General features: G+C 69.9%; 24 protein-coding genes and 1 tRNA gene. 15 read left to right on the top strand and 10 right to left on the bottom strand.

The genetic code is table 11. The annotated features are described in order from the left end of the window. Positions 1-21 precede the first annotated feature (21 nt). The 3 genes from DEJ46_RS19925 to DEJ46_RS19935 all read left to right on the top strand — a co-directional run bounded on the left by DEJ46_RS19925 (position 22) and on the right by DEJ46_RS19935 (position 1,635). Positions 22-477 carry a carboxymuconolactone decarboxylase family protein gene (locus DEJ46_RS19925; protein WP_150268282.1) on the top strand — a complete coding sequence of 152 codons (456 nt, stop codon included), beginning with the start codon at positions 22-24 and terminating at the stop codon, positions 475-477. Positions 478-671: 194 nt separating this feature from the next. After that, positions 672-1,067, top strand: coding sequence for an iron chaperone (locus tag DEJ46_RS19930; protein WP_223835481.1), 396 nt, complete (start codon positions 672-674; stop codon positions 1,065-1,067). A 178-nt stretch (positions 1,068-1,245) separates the two neighbouring features. Continuing rightward, positions 1,246-1,635 carry a DUF6344 domain-containing protein gene (locus DEJ46_RS19935; protein ID WP_150268285.1) on the top strand — a complete coding sequence of 130 codons (390 nt, stop codon included), beginning with the start codon at positions 1,246-1,248 and terminating at the stop codon, positions 1,633-1,635. Between the two features lie 47 nt (positions 1,636-1,682). Here DEJ46_RS19935 and DEJ46_RS39205 read toward each other — a convergent pair whose 3' ends face one another. After that, a complete protein-coding gene (locus tag DEJ46_RS39205; protein ID WP_190622762.1) occupies positions 1,683-1,877 on the bottom strand; it encodes a hypothetical protein in 195 nt (64 codons plus the stop codon). A 46-nt stretch (positions 1,878-1,923) separates the two neighbouring features. Next, complete coding sequence (locus DEJ46_RS19940; RefSeq protein ID WP_190622765.1) at positions 1,924-2,673, bottom strand: DUF5324 family protein; 750 nt, start codon at positions 2,671-2,673, stop codon at positions 1,924-1,926. A gap of 179 nt (positions 2,674-2,852) precedes the next feature. On the opposite strand from DEJ46_RS19940, the gene DEJ46_RS19945 reads away from it, so the two are divergent. Both DEJ46_RS19945 and DEJ46_RS19950 read left to right on the top strand, forming a co-directional pair. Further along, on the top strand, positions 2,853-3,380 hold the full coding sequence (locus tag DEJ46_RS19945) for a peptidylprolyl isomerase (RefSeq protein ID WP_150274580.1): 528 nt from the start codon (positions 2,853-2,855) through the stop codon (positions 3,378-3,380). Positions 3,381-3,420: 40 nt separating this feature from the next. Continuing rightward, positions 3,421-4,287 carry a rhomboid family intramembrane serine protease gene (locus DEJ46_RS19950; RefSeq protein WP_150268288.1) on the top strand — a complete coding sequence of 289 codons (867 nt, stop codon included), beginning with the start codon at positions 3,421-3,423 and terminating at the stop codon, positions 4,285-4,287. Positions 4,288-4,638: 351 nt separating this feature from the next. Here DEJ46_RS19950 and crgA read toward each other — a convergent pair whose 3' ends face one another. Continuing rightward, positions 4,639-4,893, bottom strand: coding sequence for a cell division protein CrgA (gene crgA, locus DEJ46_RS19955; RefSeq protein ID WP_055642472.1), 255 nt, complete (start codon positions 4,891-4,893; stop codon positions 4,639-4,641). A gap of 140 nt (positions 4,894-5,033) precedes the next feature. On the opposite strand from crgA, the gene DEJ46_RS19960 reads away from it, so the two are divergent. The 6 genes from DEJ46_RS19960 (at position 5,034) to DEJ46_RS19985 (ending at position 9,345) form a co-directional block, all read left to right on the top strand. After that, positions 5,034-5,801, top strand: a complete 768-nt coding sequence (locus DEJ46_RS19960) for a DUF881 domain-containing protein (protein WP_150268291.1) — start codon at positions 5,034-5,036, stop codon at positions 5,799-5,801. A gap of 25 nt (positions 5,802-5,826) precedes the next feature. Next, a complete protein-coding gene (locus DEJ46_RS19965) occupies positions 5,827-6,591 on the top strand; it encodes a class E sortase (protein WP_150268293.1) in 765 nt (254 codons plus the stop codon). 64 nt (positions 6,592-6,655) lie between these two features. Next, positions 6,656-6,817, top strand: a complete 162-nt coding sequence (locus tag DEJ46_RS19970; protein WP_024760376.1) for a hypothetical protein — start codon at positions 6,656-6,658, stop codon at positions 6,815-6,817. Next, on the top strand, positions 6,814-7,452 hold the full coding sequence (locus tag DEJ46_RS19975; RefSeq protein WP_150268295.1) for an aminodeoxychorismate/anthranilate synthase component II: 639 nt from the start codon (positions 6,814-6,816) through the stop codon (positions 7,450-7,452). Before DEJ46_RS19970 ends, DEJ46_RS19975 begins: the two co-directional genes overlap by 4 nt. Beyond that, complete coding sequence (locus DEJ46_RS19980; RefSeq protein WP_150268297.1) at positions 7,449-8,633, top strand: class E sortase; 1,185 nt, start codon at positions 7,449-7,451, stop codon at positions 8,631-8,633. Before DEJ46_RS19975 ends, DEJ46_RS19980 begins: the two co-directional genes overlap by 4 nt. Positions 8,634-8,670: 37 nt before the next feature. After that, positions 8,671-9,345: a class E sortase gene (locus DEJ46_RS19985; RefSeq protein ID WP_150268299.1), complete on the top strand. Its 675-nt coding sequence runs from the start codon at positions 8,671-8,673 to the stop codon at positions 9,343-9,345. 103 nt (positions 9,346-9,448) lie between these two features. Here the strand turns inward: DEJ46_RS19985 and pknB are convergent, their stop codons facing one another. The 6 genes from pknB to DEJ46_RS20020 form a co-directional block, all read right to left on the bottom strand. Further along, positions 9,449-11,500 carry a Stk1 family PASTA domain-containing Ser/Thr kinase gene (pknB, locus tag DEJ46_RS19990; RefSeq protein WP_150268301.1) on the bottom strand — a complete coding sequence of 684 codons (2,052 nt, stop codon included), beginning with the start codon at positions 11,498-11,500 and terminating at the stop codon, positions 9,449-9,451. A gap of 167 nt (positions 11,501-11,667) precedes the next feature. After that, positions 11,668-13,134, bottom strand: a complete 1,467-nt coding sequence (locus DEJ46_RS20000; protein ID WP_150268303.1) for a peptidoglycan D,D-transpeptidase FtsI family protein — start codon at positions 13,132-13,134, stop codon at positions 11,668-11,670. Beyond that, a complete protein-coding gene (locus DEJ46_RS20005; protein WP_150268305.1) occupies positions 13,131-14,552 on the bottom strand; it encodes an FtsW/RodA/SpoVE family cell cycle protein in 1,422 nt (473 codons plus the stop codon). The genes DEJ46_RS20000 and DEJ46_RS20005 overlap by 4 nt, the downstream gene beginning before the upstream one ends. A 26-nt stretch (positions 14,553-14,578) precedes the next feature. Further along, positions 14,579-16,072 carry a Stp1/IreP family PP2C-type Ser/Thr phosphatase gene (locus tag DEJ46_RS20010; protein WP_150268307.1) on the bottom strand — a complete coding sequence of 498 codons (1,494 nt, stop codon included), beginning with the start codon at positions 16,070-16,072 and terminating at the stop codon, positions 14,579-14,581. A gap of 87 nt (positions 16,073-16,159) precedes the next feature. Then, positions 16,160-16,687, bottom strand: a complete 528-nt coding sequence (locus tag DEJ46_RS20015; RefSeq protein ID WP_150268309.1) for an FHA domain-containing protein — start codon at positions 16,685-16,687, stop codon at positions 16,160-16,162. 10 nt (positions 16,688-16,697) lie between these two features. Continuing rightward, complete coding sequence (locus DEJ46_RS20020) at positions 16,698-17,579, bottom strand: FhaA domain-containing protein (protein WP_150268311.1); 882 nt, start codon at positions 17,577-17,579, stop codon at positions 16,698-16,700. A 421-nt stretch (positions 17,580-18,000) separates the two neighbouring features. Between DEJ46_RS20020 and DEJ46_RS20025 the strand changes: the two genes are divergently transcribed. From DEJ46_RS20025 to DEJ46_RS20035, 3 genes are all read left to right on the top strand, one after another. Beyond that, positions 18,001-18,087 (top strand) — tRNA-Leu (locus tag DEJ46_RS20025). 154 nt (positions 18,088-18,241) lie between these two features. Then, positions 18,242-20,122, top strand: coding sequence for a sensor histidine kinase (locus tag DEJ46_RS20030; protein WP_150274582.1), 1,881 nt, complete (start codon positions 18,242-18,244; stop codon positions 20,120-20,122). 43 nt (positions 20,123-20,165) lie between these two features. Then, complete coding sequence (locus DEJ46_RS20035) at positions 20,166-20,825, top strand: response regulator (RefSeq protein ID WP_150268313.1); 660 nt, start codon at positions 20,166-20,168, stop codon at positions 20,823-20,825. A gap of 78 nt (positions 20,826-20,903) precedes the next feature. Here the strand turns inward: DEJ46_RS20035 and DEJ46_RS20040 are convergent, their stop codons facing one another. Then, positions 20,904-21,371, bottom strand: coding sequence for a MarR family winged helix-turn-helix transcriptional regulator (locus DEJ46_RS20040; RefSeq protein WP_150268315.1), 468 nt, complete (start codon positions 21,369-21,371; stop codon positions 20,904-20,906). An 82-nt stretch (positions 21,372-21,453) separates the two neighbouring features. Here DEJ46_RS20040 and DEJ46_RS20045 point away from each other — a divergent pair, with 82 nt between their 5' ends. Continuing rightward, the gene (locus DEJ46_RS20045; protein WP_150268317.1) at positions 21,454-22,548 is read left to right on the top strand and encodes a hypothetical protein; all 1,095 of its coding nucleotides are present in this window, start codon (positions 21,454-21,456) and stop codon (positions 22,546-22,548) included. Positions 22,549-22,632: the final 84 nt, after the last annotated feature.

Here is a 22,632-nt window from a genome sequence, read left to right on the forward strand (position 1 = left end):
GGTGAAGAGGTGCGGAGCGAGATGCGGTCCCGTATGCAGAACCCCGTCGCCGTGCTGCCCGCCGCGATGCGGCCCGTCAAGGAGCTCCTCGAAGCCGTGCGCTCCGGTGGAGTGGACGGGCAGACGCTGGAGCTGGTCCACCTGCGGGTCAGCCAGATCAACGGCTGCGCCGCCTGCGTCGACGGCGGCGCCAGGACGGCCCGTGCGGCAGGCGTGAGCGACGAACGGCTGGCGGCGGTCGCCGCCTGGCGCGAGGCCCCGTACTTCACGCCGGCGGAGCGGGCGGCCCTGGGGCTCGCCGAGGCCGCGACGCGGCTGGCCGACCGGCCCGACGCGGTGAGCGACGAGGTCTGGGACACGGCCGCCACCTACTACGACGAGAAGCGGCTCGCCGCGATCATCCTCATGGTCGGCGTCACCAACCTGTTCAACCGGCTCAACGCCACGACCCGGCAGATCGCCGGCGCGTGGGGCTGACGCCCCTTCACCTCCGTACTCGGTAGCCCCATTCGTACGTGCAAGCAGAGAAGGAACTCGCCATGACGAACACGCAGAAGTCCGCCAAGACGACCGCCAAGGCGACCGCCAAGGCGACCACCGACACGACCGTCGACACGACCGCTGAGACCGAGACGAAGGCCGAGGCGTTCACGGCCGAGGAGCGGAGCGCGATGAAGGAGCGCGCCAAGGAGGTCAGGGCGTCCGCGCGCCGTGGATCGCGCGCCGACAAGGCGGCGGAGGAGGAAGCGGCCGTGGTCGCGAAGATCGCCGAGATGCAGGATTCGGACCGTGTCATGGCCGAACGCATCCACGCCGTGGTCAAGGAGAGTGCCCCTGAGCTCGCGCCGAAGCTCTGGTACGGCATGCCCGCCTACGCCAAGGCCGGCAAGGTCGTCTGCTTCTTCCAGAGCGCGCAGAAGTTCAACGCGCGGTACGCGACCTTCGGCTTCAACGACGTGGCGAACCTCGACGAGGGCACGATGTGGCCGGCCGCCTTCGCCCTGAAGGAGCTGACCGCCGCCGACGAGGCGCGGATCGCGGAGCTGGTCAAGAAGGCCGTCAGCTGAGGGAACCGGGCCAGGTCGGTGGTGGCCACTGATCCGTCCGGGTGGTGTTCATCGGAAGAACTGCGCGGCGGCGGCGTCGTTCCGCGGGAATCTCGGGTCGCATCCACATCATGTGGAAAGTACGTAAAGCGCGCAACTCGAAATGAACCATCCGAGAACGTCACGAAAGTGAGGGATCATGGCCACCGCCAAGGTCAAGCAGTTCTGGACCGCCTTCATCTCCGTCCTCTTCGCCCTGCTCGCCTCCGTCGGCCTGGCGAGCACCGCCGCCGCGGCCCAGCAGCCCGCCGTGCAGCAGCCCGAGGAGCCGGCCGGCTCCGCCGCCACCACGGCGGCCACCGCCACCGGGGAGCGCGCCCACGCCCCCGTACCGGCACAGCGGACGCATCGGTGGCCCCTCGCCGGTGACCGGTCCCTGCCGCCCACCATCAAGCAGCGCATCGGTGCCGAGGCCCACGGCTCCTCCCCCTCGGTTCGCCACCGCCACGCGGGTGGCGCGGCCGAGAGCGACCCGGCCGCGCTGACGGAGCTGGCGCTCGCGGCGACGGCGCCGACGGCGGGCGCGTAGGACGCGGGGAGCCGACGTACGCGCACTCCCCGCGCCCTGTGAAACCGCTACACCCTCGGAACACGAAGTTCGACCGATGAACCGAGAAGCTCCACCGACGGATCACCAAGCTCCACCGACGGATCACCAAGCTCCACCGACGGAACACCAAGCTCCACCGACGGAACACCAAGCTCCACCGACGGAACACCAAGCTCCACCGACGGAACACCAAGCTCCACCGACGGAACACCAAGCTCCACCGACCCAAGACGAAGCCACGAAGTTCCTTCGACCGGACCGCAGCGGTCAGCGACGCTCGTCGCGCTCCGCGGACCCGGCGTCGGCTTCCGCATCGGCCTCGATCTCGGCCTCGGCCTCGGCCTCAGCCTGGATCTCGGCCTCGTTCTCCTTGAACTCCACCTCCGGATCGAGGAACCCCCCGTTGCCGTCGCCGGACGACAACGCGGAACCCTCGCCCACCTCGGTGGGAGCCGGCGGCTCGACCAGCCAGTCGGGATTGGCCTGCTTGTCCCACCACTTCCAAGCGGCGAAAGCGCCGCCGACCACCAAGCCGAGGACCACGAGTCCCTTGGCGAGGCGACCGGCCCTGGCCCGCCGCTCGTGCTTCTTCACGATCCTCTGGATCTCCTTCGGCGTCACCTGACCGCGCAGCGCGGCCCAGGCGGCGGTGGAACGCGACCCGGCCTCCTCAAGGACGGGACCGGTCGCGGCGACCGCGTGCTCGACACGCGGAACGGTGTAGTCGGCCGCCTGACGGGCGGCTGAGCGGGTCACGTCCGCCGCGCGCTGCGCGGCAGCGTCGACCTTCGGCGGTACGTGCGGTGCGACATGCGAGGCGTACTGCACCCGCGCCTGTACTCGGGCCTGCTGGGCGGCCCTCGAGACCTTCGGCGCGATCCGCACCCGCGCCTCGTGCGCGTAGTACGTGGCCTGGTCCCTGGCCGTTTCGGCGTACGGCGCCACCACTTCCGCGGCGTGCAGGACGCTCTCCTTCGCCGAATCTGACGCGGCGCGCACGCTGTCCATGCGGGTCACGGGATTCCTCCTCCTCGGGTGGCGACGATGTCGGTTTTTCACCTTTCCATCCTTTTCGGAATCATGCCCCTCGGATCGAAGTCCGGCATGCGGGGCGGGCATCCGGGGCATGCGAGGATCGGTGGTCACGCCAGAGCCAGATGCGATACGACAACGACACGATGTGGACGGAAGCGACCGTGGCCGAGCAGCTGTACGCGATCCTCAAGACCAGCCTGGGCGACATCGAGGTACGGCTGATGCCGTTCCACGCCCCGAAGACCGTGCGCAACTTCGTCGAACTCGCCTCCGGTGAGCGCGAGTGGACGCACCCCGCCACCGGCAAGGTCTCCTCGGACCCGCTCTACGACGGCACGGTCTTCCACCGGGTCATCAAGGGCTTCATGATCCAGGGCGGCGACCCGCTGGGGAACGGCACGGGCGGCCCCGGTTACGAGTTCGCCGACGAGTTCCACCCGGAGCTCTTCTTCGACCGCCCCTACCTGCTGGCCATGGCCAATGCCGGCCCGGGCACCAACGGCTCGCAGTTCTTCGTCACGGTCGGTGCCGCGACCTGGCTGAACCGCAAGCACACCATCTTCGGCGAGGTTGCGGGCCCGGAGAGCCGGAAGGTCGTGGACGCGATCGCGGCGGTCGCGACCGACCCGCACACCGAGCGCCCGCGCCAGGACGTGGTGATCGACTCCGTGGTGATCGAGAAGCGCTGAGGCGGACATGACGGAAGGGACGGAAGGGAAGGAACCTGTCATGGACCCGCAGTCCGGCCTGCCCCGCTGCTACCGCCACCCGGAGGCCGAGACCGGAATCCGCTGCGCCCGCTGCGACAAGCCCATCTGCCCGCAGTGCATGATCTCCGCCTCGGTCGGTTTCCAGTGCCCGGACTGCGTGCGCAACGGCTCGGGCACCGGCCACGCCGCCGACGCCAACCAGCCCCGGACGCTCGTGGGCGGCCGGGTGGCGGCCGACGACCGTCTGGTCACCAAGATCCTGATCGGCATCAACCTCGCGGTGTACCTGCTGGTCCTGGCGCTCGGGGACCGGTTCGTCGACGAGCTCGTGCTCATCGGCTACGCCTACATGCCGGCCCTCGGCGAGTTGGTCGGGGTCGCGGACGGCGAGTGGTACCGGCTGCTGACCGCGACCGTCCTGCACCAGGAGATCTGGCACATCCTCTTCAACGTGCTGGGCCTGTGGGTGATCGGCGGGATCGTCGAGCCCGAGCTCGGCCGGGTCCGGTACATCGCCCTGTGCCTGCTCTCCGGGCTCTCCGGCTCCGTGCTGGCCTATCTCGTCGCCGCGCAGAACCAGCCCTCGCTGGGCGCCTCCGGCGTCGTCTACGGCCTGATCGGCGCCTGGGTCGTCCTGGCCCGCCACAAGCGGCACGACATGCGGCCGGTGGTCCTCTTCGTGGCGCTGTCGTTGCTCATGACATTCACCCGTCCGGGGATCTCCTGGGAGGCGCACGTCGGCGGTCTCGTCGCGGGCGTCCTGGTGACGTACGCGATGGTGCACGCGCCGAGGTCGCGCAGGGAACTCGTGCAGTACGGGGCCTGTGGACTGGTGCTCCTGCTCGACCTGGGGCTCGTACTCGCCCGATCCGCTGCGCTCACCTGAGCGCAGGGGGCTGTGGAAGAGCTTTTTCCCGAGCTTTCCCCAGAGTTATCCACAGTGCGTGGCGAATCATCCCTGTGTACTGGGGAAAGGCTGCGCCCCTCGCCTCTGACCTGGTGTTTCTCCAGGGAGGCGAGGGGCGCAGCGGGTCCCTCGGCGGGTGATCGCGCTGGTGGAGCGGTCATACCGGCGTCAACGTCGTGCGAGTTATCCACAGATCGTCGTAAGTTATCCAGTGCTGTGCACAACGCTGTGGATAAGTTTAGGGGAGAGCTTGACGAGCCACCGGTCCAGCCGATATTTCGCAGGCTGCGACGCAGGCTGCGACCCGGGTCGCGACGGGGGTGGGGCGGGCTACTTCCACTGCGTGGAGACGCCGAACCCCGCGGCGATGAAGCCGAAGCCCACCACGATGTTCACGTTGCCGATCGACTTGATCGGCAGCGAGCCGTCGGTGACGTAGAAGAGCACGATCCACACCAGCCCGATGGCGAACAGCGCCAGCATCACAGGGGCCACCCAGCTGCTGTTCGACAGCTTGATGTTGGTGGCCTGCTTGGCGGGGGTAGGCGTGAAGTCGGCCTTCTTGCGGATACGTGACTTCGGCACGAGGGACTCTCCTGTCGATGCGCTGCGTGACCGCGCAGGGAACTATGGGCGGCGCCGGGATGTGACGTAGGAGGAAGACTGCGTCTCCCGGGCGTCCGTTAGCGTAGTGGTTCCGCGGCACCGAAGGGGATCAGGGTACGTTGAGCAATTCCGCCGACACTCCCACAGGGGCGGGCCGCACCACGAGGTGGCGCCCCGTCCGGGTGCTGACCCTTGCCGTCTTCGCCCTCGCCGGACTGATCTTCGTCACGAGCTTCAACACGGCCAAGGGCACGAACATCCGCACAGACGCCTCTCTTCTCAGGCTCTCAGACCTGATCGAGGAGCGCAGCCACAAGAACGCGGGGCTCGACGAGTCCACCGCGGCCCTCCGCTCCCAGGTCGACGGCCTCGCCGCCCGCGACGACGGTTCCACCCGTGCGGAGGACGCGAAGCTCGACGCCCTCGAAGCGACCGCGGGCACCAAGAAGGTCTCCGGCTCCGGCCTCACGGTCACTCTCAACGACGCCCCGCCGAACGCCCAGGCCGCCCCCGGCTACCCGGAGCCGCAGGCCAACGACCTCGTCATCCACCAGCAGGACCTCCAGGCCGTCGTCAACGCCCTGTGGCAGGGCGGCGCCGAGGGCATCCGCGTCATGGACCAGCGGCTCATCTCCACCAGCGCCGTCCGCTGCGTCGGCAACACCCTGATCCTCCAGGGCCGCGTCTACTCGCCCCCGTACAAGATCACGGCCGTCGGTGACCGCGGGAAGCTGAGCAGGGCGCTCAACGACTCCCCGGCCCTCCAGAACTACCAGCTGTACGTGAAGGCGTACGGGCTCGGCTGGAAAGTCGACGACCACAAGGCGGTGACTCTGCCCGGCTACTCGGGCACAGTGGACCTCCACTACGCGAAGCCGGTGGGCTGACCGGAGGGACTGCGGGGAGGGGCGCGTGGGCGGTGTCCGACTCGTCGTGCGGACCTTCAGCGAGCTGTGCCTGACCGTCGGCACCCTGATCGTCCTCTTCGTCGTGTACGTCCTGTACTGGACCGGTGTCCAGGCCCAGAGCGCCAGCGCCGGCCAGATCGACACCCTCCAGCGGGAGTGGACGAGCACCCCGGTCGCAGCCCCCGACGCGAAACCTGGCACGGACCCGGGCACGGCTCCGCCCGGGGGCTCCACCGCGGGTTCCCGCGAGCCGGCCACCGCACCCGAGGCCCGGCGGCCGTACACCCCCGGCAAGGGGATCGCCGTGATGTACGTCCCCCGGCTCGGCAAGGACTGGAAGTGGCCCGTCCTCGAAGGCACCGGCCCGGGCGTCCTGAAGAAGGGCCTCGGCCACTACGCGGCCACCGCGCGGCTCGGCGCGACCGGCAACTTCGCCGTCGCCGGCCACCGCCGCACGTACGGCGACCCCTTCAAGGACTTCCCGCGCCTGCGCCCCGGCGACGCGGTCGTCCTCACCGACGGGACGACCTGGTTCACCTACCGCGTCGACCGCGGTCCCTACCGGACCCTGCCCACCGACGTCGGGGTCGTCGCCCCCGTACCGAAGCCCCTCAGGAAGAACGCGGCCGGCTACGACCGGCCCGGCCGCTACCTCACCCTCACCACCTGCGAGCCCGAGTGGGGCAGCAGTCACCGGCTGATCGTCTGGGCGCACCTCGACACCACACAGCCGGTGGCCGACGGTCGTCCACAGGCTTTGGGCAGCTGACCCCCCACGGCCCCCTCGCCCCGTACTCTGGTCCCCGTAACGAACGGAAGGGGCGGTCGACGGCATGTACGGCTGGATCTGGAGGCATCTGCCGGGCAACGCGTGGGTGCGGGCACTGATCTCGATCGTGCTGGTGCTCGCGGTGGTCTACGCCCTCTTCCAGTACGTGTTCCCCTGGGCGGAGCCCCTGCTTCCGTTCAACGATGTGACGGTGGACGGCCAGTGAGCGCGCGAATTCTCGTCGTCGACAACTACGACAGCTTCGTCTTCAACCTCGTGCAGTACCTCTACCAGCTCGGCGCCGAGTGCGAGGTCCTCCGCAACGACGAGGTCGAGCTGAGCCACGCACAGGACGGCTTCGACGGCGTCCTGCTGTCGCCCGGGCCCGGCGCGCCCGAGCAGGCCGGGGTCTGCATCGACATGGTCCGGCACTGCGCCGACACCGGCGTGCCCGTCTTCGGCGTCTGCCTCGGCATGCAGTCGATGGCCGTGGCGTACGGCGGCGTCGTCGACCGCGCGCCCGAGCTGCTGCACGGCAAGACCTCGCTCGTCACGCACGAGGGGAAGGGCGTCTTCGCGGGCCTCCCCTCGCCCTTCACCGCGACCCGCTACCACTCGCTGGCCGCCGAGCCCGCCGCCCTTCCGGCGGAGCTGGAGGTCACCGCGCGGACCGAGGACGGCATCATCATGGGGCTCCGCCACCGTGAACTGGCCGTCGAAGGGGTCCAGTTCCACCCGGAGTCGGTCCTCACCGAGCACGGCCACCTCATGCTCGCCAACTGGCTGGAGCGGTGCGGCGACAAGGGGGCGGTCGGCCGGTCGGCGGGGCTCGCGCCGGTGGTGGGCAAGGCCGTCGCGTGACGACGGGCTCACCGTGGTTCCGGGACTCGGGAGTCCCCGGGCCGGAGCCGATACCCGCGGACCCGTACGGGCACGAGGAGCCGCGACAGCCTTACGAGTCGACGCCGTACGAGCAGACTGCGTACGAGCAGACGACGTACGAGCAGACGACGTACACGCCGAACACGCCGAACGCGTACGAGCAGCAGCCGGCCTACGAGCAGCAGCAGGCGTACCAGCAGACGGCGTACGAGCCCGCGTACGAGCCCGCGTACGCCTCGTACGCACCGGAGGAGACCCCGCAGGCCCCGCCGGCCCCGCGGGACGAGACGGTGGCCCTACGGGCCGTGGAGACGCCTCAGGGGCCCGGCCGGGCCGAGCGGCGCCGCGCGGCCAAGGGCGGCGGCAGGGACAGGGGCCGCGGAAGCGCCCCCGCAGCCACCGCCGGGGCCTCCGGGGCTGAGCAGCGCCCCCTCTCCCGGGTCGAGGCCCGCCGCGCCGCGCGCGCGGCCAAGGAGAGCGTCGGCGTCGTCGCCAGCCGGATCATCGGCGAACTCTTCATCACCTTCGGCGTCGTCATGCTGCTCTTCGTCACCTACCAGCTGTGGTGGACGAACGTCCTCGCCGGCCAGGAGACCGACCGCGCCAAGGAGCAGATCGAGGACACCTGGGCCAAGGGCCGCGACAGCGCCGACGACGGCAAGCCGGAGGCCTTCGAGCCCGGCCAGGGCTTCGCCATCATGTACATCCCCAAGCTCGACGTCGTCGTGCCCATCGCGGAGGGCATCAACAAGACCAAGGTCCTCGACAAGGGCATGGTCGGCCACTACGCCGACGGCAAGCTCAAGACGGCCATGCCGTCCGACAAGCAGGGGAACTTCGCCGTCGCCGGCCACCGCAACACGCACGGCGAGCCCTTCCGGTACGTCAACCAGCTCAAGCCCGGGGACCCGATCGTCGTCGAGACCCAGGACGCGTACTACACCTACGAGATGGCGAGCATCCTGCCGCAGACAGCGCCGTCCAACGTCTCGGTGATCGACCCGGTCCCGAAGGGATCCGGCTTCACCAAGCCCGGCCGGTACATCACGCTGACCACGTGCACGCCCGAGTTCACCAGCACGTACCGCATGATCGTCTGGGGCAAGATGGTCGAGGAACGCCCGCGCAGCAAGGGAAAGCCCGCGGCCCTCGTAGGGTGAGACCCCACACCTCCGGACGGGACGACAGGACGACCTAGTGGCACGCGCGCGCAACCGGATCGCCGGGATCATCAGCGCCTTCGGCGAACTCCTCATCACAGCGGGTCTGGTGCTCGGCCTCTTCGTCGTCTACTCGCTGTGGTGGACCAACGTCCTCGCCGACCGCGCCGCCGACCAGGACGGCGCCCAGGTCCGCGACCGCTGGGCCGACGGGCCCGGCGCCCTCGACACCAAGGACGGCATCGGCTTCCTCCACGTCCCCGCCATGGGAGACGACGAGATACTGGTCAAGCAGGGCACCACCAGCGCGATCCTGAACAACGGCGTCGCCGGCTACTACACCGACCCGATCAAGTCCGCCCTCCCGCAGGACAAGAAGGGCAACTTCACGCTGGCGGCGCACCGCGACGGGCACGGCGCGAAGTTCCACAACATCCACAAGCTGAAGACCGGCGACGCGATCGTCTTCGAGTCCAAGGACACCTGGTACGTCTACAAGGTCTACAAGAGCCTGCCGGAGACGACGAAGTACAACGTGGACGTCCTCCAGCCCGTCCCCAAGGAATCCGGCAAGACGAAGCCGGGCCGCTACATCACCCTGACGACCTGCACCCCGATGTACACCTCGGACTACCGGTACATCGTCTGGGGCGAACTGGAGCGCACGGAGAAGGTCGACCGCGACCGCACTCCGCCGGCCGAGCTGCTCTGACACCCGGCCGACGACGTCTGCACCCCGCTGACGACGACCGAGCCCCGGCATCCCATGGATGCCGGGGCTCGGTCGTGCTGCGTGCTGCATGCGGTGACGTCCGTCAGCCGAAGAAGCCGCCGCCGTCGTTGTCCCCGCTGTCGCCGCCGCCGGGATTGCCACCGTCTCCGCCACCCGGGTTGCCGCCGGGGTTGCCCCCGCCGCCCACGGTGATCACGGTGACCGGGTCGCCGACGTTGACCATCGAGCCGGGAGCCGGGTTCGAGGTGATCACCGTGGCGTCCTCCTTGTCGGAGTTCGCCTGCGTGACGACCAGACCCAAGGCCTCGAGCTGCGCCTTCACGTCCTTGAACTGCTTGGTGGCGATGTCCGTGGGGATCTGGACCTGAGTCACCTGCGGGCCCTTGGAGACCTGGAGCGTCACCTCGGAGTTCTTCGCGACCGAGGAGTTGCCGTCCGGGGACTGCTTCACGACCTGGTCCTTGGGCTGGTCCGAGTCCACGTACTGCGTGACCACGGTGAAGCCGAGGTTCTTCAGCTGCTGCTCGGCCTGGGCGAGCGGGTTGCCGACGACCGGGGGGACCGTCGACTGCAGCTGCTTCGCCACGGTGACCGTCACCTCGGAGTTCTTCTCCGCCTTGGTGCCGGCGTCCGGGTTCGTGCGCAGGACCGTGCCCGGGTCCTCCTCGGACTCCTCCTGCTCGATCTTGACCTTGAAGCCCTTGTCCTTCAGGGTCTGCTCGGCGCGCTCCTGGGACTGCTCGATGACGTCCGGGACCTCTTCGAGGGGGGCGCCCTCGGAGACGTACAGCTGGATCGTCGCGCCGGTGTCCATCTGGCTGCCGTCCGCGGCCGGGGTCTGACGGCAGACAGAGCCCTTGGGCTCGTCGCAGCGCTCGGTGCCGGCCTGGACGGCCTTCACCTGGGCGTTGACCGCGAGTTCCTCCGCCGCCTTCAGCGGCTGGCCGACAAGCTGCGGGACGGGGACCTGCGGGGTCCCCTCCTTCTTGTCGAACAGCGAGACGCCGATGAAGATCGCACCGACCAGCACCAGGACACCGGCCAGCGCCAGCAGGATCGTCGAGGTGTTCGACTTCTTCTGGCCACCGCCCCGGCGCCGGTCCGGACGGTCGTCGTAGCCGTAGCCGCCGTCGTCCCCGTTGATCGGAGGCATCATCGAGGTCTGACCGGCCGGGTCGGCCTGGCGCAGCGCGGTCGTCGGCTGGTCCTCCGGGTAGCCGCCGTAGCCCCCGCCGTACGCGGGCGCGCCGCCCATGCCCATCCCGATGCCCATCGCCGCGGCGGCCGCGACCGGCTGACCGTCGAGGCAGGCCTCGATGTCCGCGCGCATCTCGTCCGCCGACTGGTAGCGGTAGTCGGGGTCCTTGACCAGCGCCTTGAGGACGATCGCGTCCATCGACGGCGTGATCTCGGCGTCGAAGTTGCTCGGCGCCTGCGGCTCCTCACGGACGTGCTGGTACGCGACCGCGACCGGGGAGTCGCCGATGAACGGCGGGCGGACGGTGAGGAGCTCGTACAGCAGGCAGCCCGTGGAGTACAGGTCGGACCGGGCGTCGACCTGCTCGCCCTTGGCCTGCTCCGGGGAGAGGTACTGGGCCGTGCCGATCACGGCGGCGGTCTGGGTCATGGTCATGCCCGCGTCGCCCATGGCGCGCGCGATGCCGAAGTCCATGACCTTGACCTGGCCGGTGCGCGTCAGCATGACGTTCGCCGGCTTGATGTCACGGTGCACGATGCCGGCGCGGTGCGAGTACTCGAGCGCCTGGAGGATGCCGACCGTCATCTCGAGCGTGCGCTCGGGCAGCAGCTTGCGCCCCGAGTGCAGCAGCTCACGCAGGGTCGACCCGTCGACGTACTCCATCACGATGTACGGGATGGAGACCTGGTCGACGTAGTCCTCGCCGGTGTCGTAGACCGCGACGATCGCCGGGTGGTTCAGCGAGGCGGCGGACTGTGCCTCACGGCGGAACCGGGCCTGGAAGGACGGATCGCGGGCCAGGTCGGCCCGCAGCGTCTTCACGGCGACGGTGCGGCCGAGCCGGGTGTCCTGGGCGATGTACACCTCGGCCATGCCACCACGGCCGAGCACCGAGCCCAGCTCGTACCGGCCGCCGAGGCGACGCGGCTCTTCCATAGCTAATCCAGCCCTCTCCGTCTGTCCCGACCGCACCCATGGGTGGTCCGGCGGTGTGTGCTGTTCGCGCATACGCTACCGGCCCCGGGGAGGCGTTCCGCTCGGGGCCGGTAGCTGATACCTGACCGGTACCTGGCTGGTACCCGGCTCGTATGGGTCCGGGGGGATCAGCCCCGGTTCTTGATGACCGCCTTCATGACGGCCTTCGCGATCGGGGCGGCCAGGCCGCCACCGCTGATGTCCTCACGGTTGGTGCCCTCGGCGTCCTCGACGATCACGGCGACGGCCACCGGGGAGCCCTGAGCGGTCTTGGCGTACGAGATGAACCAGGCGTACGGACGCTTGGCGTTCTTCTCGCCGTGCTGGGCGGTACCCGTCTTGCCGCCGACCTTCACGCCGTCCATGTTCAGGTCGGCCTTGGCGCCGGTGCCCTTGGAGACGACGTTCTCCATCATCTGCTGGAGCTTCTGGGCGTTCTCCGGGGAGACCGGCTGGCTCATCTCCTCCGGGTCGTTCTGCTTGATGACGTCGAGGTTCGGGGCGACCAGCTTGTCGACCATGTACGGCTTCATCAGCTTGCCGTCGTTGGCGATCGCCGCCGTGACCATCGCCATCTGGAGCGGGGTGGTCGCCGTGTTGAACTGGCCGATGGAGGAGAGCGCGTTACCGCCGCGGTCGGCCTTCTTGTCGTAGACCGAGGCGGAGGAGCGGACCGGGGTGAACTGTTCGGCGTTGAAGCCGAACTTCTCGGCCATCTCGACCATCTTGTCGCGGCCGACGTCGTCACCGAGCTTCGCGAAGACCGAGTTGCAGGAGATCCGCAGCGCCTCGTTCAGGCTCGCGTTGGCACAGCCGCCGGAGTGGTTCTTCATCGGCTTCGTGGAGAGCGGGATCTTCCAGCCCTCGGGGGTCTCGGTCGCCGCGTTGATGTCGGTGACCTTGCCGCTCTCCAGCGCCGCGGCTGCGGTGACGACCTTGAAGACGGAGCCGGGCGGGTAGATCTCGCGGATCGCCCGGTTCTGCTTCGGCTTGTTCTTGTCCTTCTCCAGCGCGATCCAGGCCTTCTCGTCCTTGCCGGAGTAGCCGGCGAACGAGGTGGGGTCGTACGAGGGCGTGGACGCGAGCGCGAGGATCTTGCCGGTGGCCGGCTCGATGGCGACGACGGCGCCGGTGTTGTTCCCGAGACCCTTGTAGGCGGCCTTCTGCGCGGCCCCGCTGAGGGTGGTGACGACGTCGCCGCCCTTCTTCTTCTCACCGGTGAACATGGCGAGCGTGCGGTCGAAGAACAACCGGTCGTCGTTGCCGGTGAGGATGCCGTCCTCGATCTTCTCGATCTGGTTGGCGTCGTAGGCCTGCGAGGCGTACCCGGTCACCGGGGCCCACATGGGGCCGTCGGTGTAGGTGCGCTTGTACTTGTAGAACGGGTCCTGTGAGTCGGCGGACCCGGTGATCGGCTTGCCGTCGACGATGATGTTGCCGCGGGGGTTGGCGTACCGCTCGATCTGGACACGCTTGTTCGACGAGTGGGTGCTCAGCTCGTCGGCGCGGACGAACTGGAGCCAGTTGTCCCGCAGGAGCAGGGCGAGGACGAGCAGGCCGCAGAAGATGGCGACCCGCCGCAGGGGCTTGTTCACGGACGGACCACCTGGGTCATCTCGGCGTCGGGGGACGGGGCGGGCGCGGGCGCGGGGCGGCGCGCGGTGTCACTGATCCTGATCAGGATGCCGATGAGGGCCCAGTTCGCGATCACGGAGGAACCGCCGTACGCGAGGAACGGCATCGTCATACCGGTGAGCGGGATGAGGCCCATCACGCCGCCGGCGACGACGAAGATCTGGAGTGCGAAGGCGCCGGAGAGGCCCATCGCGAGCAGCTTGCCGAAGGGGTCGCGGGCGGCGAGGGCGGTGCGGACACCGCGCTCGACGATCAGCCCGTAGATGAGCAGGAAGACCATCACACCGGCGAGCCCGAGCTCCTCGCCGACGGTGGCGAAGATGAAGTCGGAGTTCGCGGCGAAGCCGATGAGGTCCGAATTGCCCTGGCCGAGGCCGGTGCCGAGGATGCCGCCGGAGCCGAAGGACATCAGTACTTCGGTCATCTGGTCACAGGCGTCGATCTTGTCGGCGCAGCCGAAGGGGTCGGCCCAGGCGTCGACACGGGCCTGGACGTGGCTCGCGAAGGAGGCCACGCCGACCGCGCCCGCGACGGACATGCCCAGACCCATGACGATCCAGCTGGTCCGCTCCGTCGCCACGTACAGCATGATCACGAACATGCCGAAGAACAGCAGCGACGTACCGAGGTCGTTCTCGAAGATCAGGATGAGGAGGCTGACCGCCCAGATCGTCAGGATCGGGCCGAGGTCGCGGCCGCGGGGCAGGTAGAGCCCCATGAAGCGGCGGCTGGCCAGGGCGAGTGCGTCCCGCTTCACCATCAGATAGCCGGAGAAGAAGATCGCGAGCACGATCTTCGCGAACTCACCGGGCTGGATGGAGAAGCCGGCGACGTTGATCCAGATCTTGGCGCCGTAGACGGCCGATCCGAGGCCAGGCACCAGCGGCAGCAGCAGCAGGACGAGCGCCGCGACCATCGAGATGTACGTGTAGCGCTGGAGGACCCGGTGGTCCTTCAGGAGCAGCAGCATGCCGACGAACATGGCGATGCCGATGGCCGAGTACATCATCTGCTTCGGCGCGTCCGGGCTGAAGCTGTCGTACAGCCGCATCGAGGTCGCGATCAGCCGCGGCGACTGGTCAAGCCGCCAGATCAGCACCAGACCCATGCCGTTGAGCAGGGTCGCGAGGGGCAGCAGCAGCGGGTCCGCGTACGGGGCCCACTTCCGCACCACGAGGTGGGCGACGCCCGCGAGCAGGGCGAGACCGAGCCCGTACCCGGCCATACCGGCCGGGATCTTGCCGTCGATGGCCAGGCCCACGTTGAGGTACGCGAACACCGGGATGGCGACGGCGAACGCGAGCAGCGCCAGCTCGGTGTTGCGGCGGCTCGGCGCCTCGATCGCGCCGATGGTGGTCGTGTTGGTGACAACGCTCATGGTGGTGAAAGGCCCCCTACGGGTGCTTACTGCTTGCCGCAGTTCGAGGCCAGCTTCTGCTCCTCCGCGGTGAGGGTGGGACCCGGCGACGGAGCGGCTGTGGTGGGCTTGGAGTCAGGGGTGGCGGTGCCTTCGGGCGTCTCGACCGGCGGCTTGCTCGCCTGGTCCGCGGCCTTCTCGGCGGCGGCGCGGCGCTGCTCGGTCTTCTTGCAGGCCGAGGCCTGCAGAGCCAGCTCGGAGATCTTCGTCTCGGCCTTGCCGAGGCTGCCGCCCGCGATCGTGTCCTCGACCTGCTTCCGCTGGTAGGCGGGGAGGTACTTGAGTTCGATCTCGGGGTGGTCCTTCTCGACCTTCGACAGCGAGACCCAGGCCAGGTCCTGGCTGATGCCCTGGTAGAGCGCCACGTGCTGGTCCTTGGAGCCGACGAAGTACTGCGTCTGCGTCCACCGCCAGCCGCCGTAGAGGCCGCCACCGACGACGGCGAGGGCCAGGACGAGGAAGAAGGAGCGCTTGAGCCACTTGCGGCCGGTCCGCGGCTTGACGAAGTCGTCGTCCGTGTACGACTCGAAGGAGCCCTGCGGCGGCATGCCGCCGTAGCCGTGGTCGTCGCCGCTGCCGGGCGGGCCGAAGCCACCGGCGGGCGGCTGCTGGTGCGGGGCCGGGCGGCCGAGGCCGGAGGCGCGGCCGGCGGGGGTCTGCATCGCCCCGCCGTCGTTCAGCTGGGCCGCCTGGTTCTCGGCGACCGCGCCCACGATGACCGGGGTGTCGCTGAGGTGACCGGCGAGGGTGTCGCCGCCGTCGACGTCGAGGACGTCCGCGACGATCACCGTGATGTTGTCGGGGCCGCCGCCGCGCAGCGCGAGCTGGATCAGCTCCTGCACGGTCTCCTGCGGGCCCTGGTAGCTGGCGAGCGTGTCCTCGAGGGTCTGGTGGGAGACCACTCCGGACAGGCCGTCGGAGCAGATCAGGTACCGGTCGCCGGCCCGGACCTCGCGGATCGAGAGGTCGGGTTCGACGTGGTCACCGCTGCCGAGCGCGCGCATGAGCAGCGAGCGCTGCGGGTGGGTGGTGGCCTCCTCCTCGGTGATCCGTCCCTCGTCGACGAGGCGCTGGACCCAGGTGTGGTCCTGCGTGATCTGGGTGAGGACACCGTCGCGGAGCAGGTACGCACGCGAGTCGCCGACGTGCACGAGGCCGAGGCGCTGACCGGTCCACAGCAGGGCCGTGAGCGTCGTGCCCATGCCCTCCAGCTGCGGGTCCTCCTCGACCATCATCCGAAGCTGGTCGTTGGCGCGCTGCACCGCCGTACCGAGCGAGGTGAGGATGTCGGAACCGGGGACGTCGTCGTCGAGCGTGACGAGGGTGGAGATCACCTCGGAGGAGGCGACCTCACCGGCGGCCTGGCCGCCCATGCCGTCGGCGATGGCGAGCAGCCGGGGGCCGGCATAGCCGGAGTCCTCGTTGCCCTCGCGGATCATGCCCTTGTGGGAGCCCGCGGCGAAACGCAGGGACAGAGTCATGCGCACCTGCCCTGTCGACGCTGCATCGGGGTACAGCCGGTCTCGACCCACACTGCCCACCCTCCGGTCGCTCCGCTCATTGTCGTACTACTTCCGCAGCTCGATGACGGTCTTGCCGATGCGAATCGGCGCGCCCAGCGGAATCGGCGTGGCGGTGGTGAGGCGGGTCCGGTCGAGATAGGTGCCGTTCGTGGACCCGAGATCCTCGACGATCCACTGGCCGTCCCGGTCGGGGTAGATCCTGGCGTGCCGGCTGGACGCGTAGTCGTCGTCCAGCACGATCGTCGAATCGTGCGCCCGGCCCAGCGTGATCGTCTGGCCCTGGAGGGCGACGGTGGTGCCGGTGAGGGTGCCCTCGGAGACGACCAGCTTGGTCGGGGCGCCACGGCGCTGCCGCCCGCCGCCCGCGGCCGGCTGCTGGCCGCGCTGCTGCGGAGGCGCGGCGGCCTGCTGGCGCGTGTTCTGCTGCGGCCGGGCGTCCTGGCGCCGTGAACCGCGCTGCGTCACCCGCGTTCCGAACAGATCGCTGCGGATGACCTGGACGGCCACGATGACGAACAGCCACAGAACGGCCAGGAAACCCAACCGCATGACCGTCAGGGTCAGCTCTGACATTGCCCCCGCTTCACCCTTCGGCTTGCCGGTAAACGATGGTGGTGCTGCCCACGACGATCCGCGAGCCGTCGCGGAGCGTAGCGCGGGTGGTGTGCTGCCCGTCCACCACGATGCCGTTGGTGGATCCCAGATCCTGGATCGTCGAGGGCGTTCCGGTCCGGATCTCGCAGTGCCGGCGGGAGACGCCGGGATCGTCGATCCTCACGTCCGCGTCGGTGCTGCGGCCGAGGACCAGGGTCGGGCGGGAGATCTGATGGCGGGTGCCGTTGATCTCGATCCAGCGGCGGACCTGGGAGCCCGCTCCGGCCCCGGGACCCGTGCCGGGCATGGCCACGGGGCCGCCCGCCGGGCGTCCCGCGGGTGCCGCAGGCCGCTGGCCGGGGGCGCCCGGAGGCGGGGAGGCGGGCATGGGCGGGGCGCCGGTCGGGGGGTACCCGTAACCGCCGCGGCCCTGCACCTGGCCCTGCTGCTGGTGAGGCTGCTGGTGTCCGGAGGCAGGCGGCTGCGACTGTGACGTACTCGACGCTAGTGTGCGGCTGCGCACCCGGTACAGACCGGTGTCGAGGTCGTCGGCCTTCTCCAGGTGGACCTTGATCGGTCCCATGAAGGTGTACCGCTGCTGCTTCGCGTAGTCCCTGACCAGGCCGGCGAGCTCGTCGCCGAGCTGGCCCGAGTAGGGGCTGAGGCGCTCGTAGTCCGGCGCGCTCAGCTCCACGATGAAGTCGTTGGGGACGACGGTCCGCTCGCGGTTCCAGATCGTCGCGTTGTTGTCGCACTCGCGCTGGAGCGCGCCGGCGATCTCGACGGGCTGGACCTCGGACTTGAAGACCTTGGCGAAGGTGCCGTTGACCAGACCTTCGAGGCGCTGCTCGAATCGCTTCAGGACTCCCATGGGGCACCTCCTCCGTCGTTGTCGTCCTGGTACTGCTTACTGATCGTATCCACGCGTCGGGAAATCGGCTGGTTCCCCTTCTCTGCCCTGTGGACGAGTGTCACCTCTCACAGACCTTTCCCCCGGATCGTAGAGGTGGCCTGTGGACAGTGTCCCGCACCCGGCTGAGGGAGCGACGATGGGACCGGGAGTCCCGGCCCGGTGACCGACTGCGGTCAGCCCCCTTCGTCCTCTTCCTTCCTCCCCTCCCGCTCCTTCCCCCACGCGTTCCCTTCAGGCTCGCCTTCCGGCCTCCCTCTCTCCTTGTTCTGCGGGAGTGGGGGCGAAACAAGGGATGTGAATCCACGGTCTGCGACGTGCTAATCTTCAGATGTCGCCAGGCGCTCGCACCGAAAGGTGAGAGGGCAGGGAGGCCACCAATGCGCGGGTGGCGGAATAGGCAGACGCGCTGGATTCAGGTTCCAGTGCCCGAAAGGGCGTGGGGGTTCAACTCCCCCCTCGCGCACCAGACGGAAGCCCCGTAGGTCATCGACCTACGGGGCTTCCGCGTTTGTGCCGCGGATTGTGAGCCTTCCCACGTCGCGACTTTTGTCGTCGCGAGGCGAGACGAAAGACGGACGTCCGCGGGTGGGGCCGCTGCCTAGGGTGCGAGCGTGGACGTTATGTCGAAGTCGGGGGACCGGGGCGCGAGCGGCAGCGAGTCCGGGAGAGAGCCCGGGAGAGAGCCGGGGACAGCGGCTGGGCCCGGGACAGCGGCCGGGACCGGGAGTCGGTCGGAGATCGGGCGCGCCATCAGGGTCAGGGCCGCCGCCTGGTGGGGATGGTTCGCCGTACCGGGCCAGTGGTCGCGGCGTCGTACCGCCGGTGAGATCTCGCTCGCCGTGGTCGTCGCGCTGCTCGCCGCCGGGAGCGAGGAGCTCCTGGGCGGTGAGGGCCGACGGCTCGCCGTGGTCGCCGTCGGCGCCGCCGTGCTGTCGCTGCTGCGGCGCAGGCTCCCCGCGAGCGTCCTCGTTCTCGCCGCCGGGCTCGCCCCCTTCCTCCCCGGCTTCGGGCCGCTGCTGATCGTGGTCGGCTGGTCGGCCGGCCGGTACGTCGAGAGTGCCGGGCGGGCGCTGGCCGCGTTCATGGCCGCCTTCGTCCTGGACGTCGGAGGCACGCTCCTGGAGACCTGGGACCGCCAGCGGATGCTCACGGTGGCCTTCCTCGCGGCCCTCTACTACCTGGGCACGACCCTGGCGCCCGGCCTCGCCCACCGCTACTGGACCCAGCGGCGGACCCTGCTGCACGCCCTCCAGGAGCGCAACGCCCAACTGCTGCGCGAGCGGACGATGGTCGCCTGGCAGGCGCGGCTGCGGGAGCGGCAGCGGATCGCCCAGGACATGCACGACAGCCTCGGGCACCAGCTGGCGCTGATCGCCGTGCACACGGGCGCCCTGGAGGTGGACCGGGAGCTGAGCGAGCGGCAGCGCGAGGTCGTCGGAGTCCTGCGGAACGCCTCGGTGACGGCGATGCAGGAGCTGCGGGAGGTCGTCGGCATATTGCGCGACGGGATCGAGGCCACGGAAGGAACGGCCTCCGCGCCCGCGCGGGCCGGCGACGAGACGGGGAAGGCGGCGCGGGGGACCGCGGGCATCGAGGGACTCGTGGCGGCGGCCAGGGCGGCCGGGACCACGGTCGGGCTGCGCCGGCTCGGCGAGGAGCGGCCGCTGGCACCGGCCGCGGACCACGCCGCGTACCGGATCGCGCAGGAGGCGCTGACCAACGCCTACAAGTACGCGCCGGGGGCACCGATCGCCGTCGAGCTGCGCTACGAGCCGGACACCTTCGTCGTGGAGGTCCTCAACGAGGCGCCGGCGGGCGGCCCGGCCAAGGACGTGGTGAGCGGAGGACAGGGGCTGACCGGGCTCGCCGAGCGGGCCCGGCTGGTGGGCGGCATGTGTCACGCGGGTCCGGCCGACGGAGGCGGCTTCAGGGTGGCCGGGATGCTGCCGTACGGAGCGGCACCCGTCGCCGAGGCAGCGCCTTTGGTCGATGCGGCCGACGACTTCCGGCAGCAGTCGACGAGACCGCTCGTGGGCGATGGTCGTCCGGTCGTGGTCGGACCGACCGACTGGACGTTCACAGAGCGGGAGCTGGCGATGGCGGTGCGCGGGGGCAGAGGCAGGGGCATGGGCGCGGGCGGTGGGGTCGCCCTGGGGTGCGGGATCGCGTTCGCGGCGGTCGTCCTGCTCGTGGTGGCCGCGGGCTTCGGGCTCTACTTCATGATCGGTTCGCTGGAGAAGGGGATGATCGACCCCGAGCAGTACGACGCGGTCAAGGTCGGCACGTCCGAGAAGGAGGTCAGGGACCGACTCCCTTCGGGCGACTCGATAGCCACCGCGGGCCTGGGGGGCAAGGGACCCGCGCGGCCGGAGGGCTCCGACTGCCTGGTGCTGCTCTCCTCGGAGCCCGGGGAATCCTTCGACGAGGAGCCCGTTTTCCGGTTCTGCTTCAAGGACGGCAAGCTGATCGAGAAGAAGTCGTACGTGGTCGAGCAGCGGTGACGCTGTCCTCGGTCCCACCGGAGTCAGTCGTGGGGGAGTAGCTGTGGCAGGGCAGCCCATCAGGGTCGTGATCGCCGATGACGAGCCCCTGATCCGGGCCGGGATCCGGATGATCCTCATCTCGGACCCGGACATCGAGGTGGTCGGCGAGGCGGCCGACGGCCGGGCGGCCGTCGAGGCGGCCCGGGCACACGCCGCCGACGTGGTGCTGCTCGACATCCAGATGCCGGTGCTCGACGGCCTCTCCGCGCTGCCGGAGCTGCGCCGGGCCGCGCCGGCGGCCCGGGTGATCGTCCTGACGACCTTCGGGGAGCGGGAGAACGTGCTGCGGGCCCTGGAACACGGGGGCGCCGGCTTCCTGCTCAAGGACACGGCGCCGGCCGAGCTGATCCGGGCGGTGCGGGCAGCCGCGGCGGGGGACGCCTACCTGTCGCCGGCCGCGACCCGACACGTGGTGGAGCGGCTCGCCACGGGCCGGGAGGCTGCGCGGTCAGAGCAGGCGCGGGTGCGGGTGGCGGCGCTGAGCGAGAAGGAGCGCGACGTGCTGGCGGTGCTCGGCGAGGGGCTGTCCAACGCGGACGCGGGCCGCCGGCTGCACTTGAGCGAGGCCACGGTGAAGACGTACGTGAGCCGGATCCTCGCCAAGCTGGACTGCGAGAACCGGGTGCAGGCCGCGCTGCTGGCCCGGGACGCGGGGCTGTAGGGGGCCCCTTCCGGCGCCGGCAGTACTGCTACGGGGCTCGGTGGGTACGGCTGGACCACGCGGGCCGGATGGCTCGGGTCACTGCGGGGAGCCGTCCGGGAGGTCGCTCGTGCTCGCGGTGTTGTAGCGGAGCAGGTACGCGGCGAACCGGGCGAGGTCGTCGGCCGACCAGTCCCTGAGGCGTTCCTGATAGGCCGCGAGACGGCTTGTCTGCGCCGAGGCGAGGACCTCGGCGCCCGCCTCCGTGGGGTGCAGGACCTGGACGCGGTGGTCGTCGGGGGCCGGCCGGCGCTCGACGAATCCGAGCCGTTCCAAGGTGGCGATCTGGCGGCTCACCGTCGACTTGTCCAGCAGGTAGTGGGCCGCGAGGTCGGTCGCGCGGCAGCCGCGCTGCACGTCGATGTGGGCGAGGAGCGTGTACGAGACGAGCGGGAGCTCGGGGTGGACCCGGGCCGCCGCGGCGCGGGCCCTGCGCGCGAACGCCGTCAGCTCGCGCTGGATGACGTCCAAGGACGCCTCGCGCGGTACCTCTGCGCCACCGGTCATGGTGCGCTCCCCTGTCGTCCGTTGGTGTTCCCTGTGGATTCGGTTGTATAGTACAACGGTTATGTAGTTGTAAAAGCCAACCATGGAGGTTCCGGTGTCCGCAGGACCGAGTACCGACAGCGCGTTGAGGCATGTCCTCGGACATCTGCTCACTCCCCTGCTGATGTGCATCGGCATGGGCCTGGCCTACCTCGGCGCCTTCCACGCCCCCGCACCCCACGACCTGCGCGTCGACGTCGTCGGTTCCGGGCCGAGCGCCCAGGTCCTTGCCCAGACGCTCCAGGACAACGGCGCCGGTGCCCTCGACGTCCGTACCGTCGCCGACCGGGCCACGGCCGTCACCTCGCTGCGCGAACAAGGCAGCTTCGGGGCCTACATCCCCGGCGAGAAGCCCGAGCTCATCGTCGCCTCGGGCTCCTCCGACACCAGCGCCATGGCCGTGGAGAAGGTGTTCACCAAGGTCGCCGCCGCACAGGACGCCCCGCTCAAGGTCACCGACGTCGCCCCCGTCGCCTCCGGCGACCCCACCGGCCAGGGCATCTTCTTCCTGCTCGTCGCCCTCAGCATCGGCGCCTACGCCTCGGTCGCCGTCATCGGCGGAGCCGGCGCCGCCCTGCCCATGAAGACCAGGGCCCTCCTCGCCGCCGCGATGTCGCTGGTCGTCAGCCTGATCGGCGCCCTGTTCGCCGGGCCGGTCTTCCACCTCGTCGACCAGGGGCTCGGCGGAGTCTGGGCGATGTCCTGGCTCTACGCGGCGGGCATCCTGCTCGTCGGCGTCGGCCTCCACACCTTCCTGCGCCGCTGGACCACGCTCGGTGTGATGGTGCTCTTCGTCATGCTCAACTTCACGAGCTCCGGCGGCATCTACCGGCCCGAGCTCCAGCCCGGCTTCTTCGGCGCTCTGCACGCCTTCTGGAACGGCGCGGGCTTCGTCGAAGGCGTCCGCAGCCATGTCTACTTCGGTGGCCACGCGCTCGGCGGACACGTCCTCGTCCTCGCCCTGTGGTTCCTCGCCGGAGCCGCCCTCGTGGTGGCCGCCGGAATCGTGGAGGCCAGGAGGAACCAGGTCTCGAAGGCCGGAGAGAAGACGATGGCGACGGCCGGGGAGAAGCCCGGGATCGCGGAGGGGATCGGAGAGGAGACGGAGGAGGAGATGGAGGAGGCTGTCGCCGTCTGAGGTTGTCCACAGGGCGTTGTCCACAGGGGGAGACGGCTGATCAGGTGCGGCGGTACCGTCAGGGCCGGATGATGTTGGACATCG

It is taken from the genome of Streptomyces venezuelae (assembly GCF_008642375.1).
Taxonomy (GTDB): Bacteria; Actinomycetota; Actinomycetes; order Streptomycetales; family Streptomycetaceae; genus Streptomyces; species Streptomyces venezuelae_G.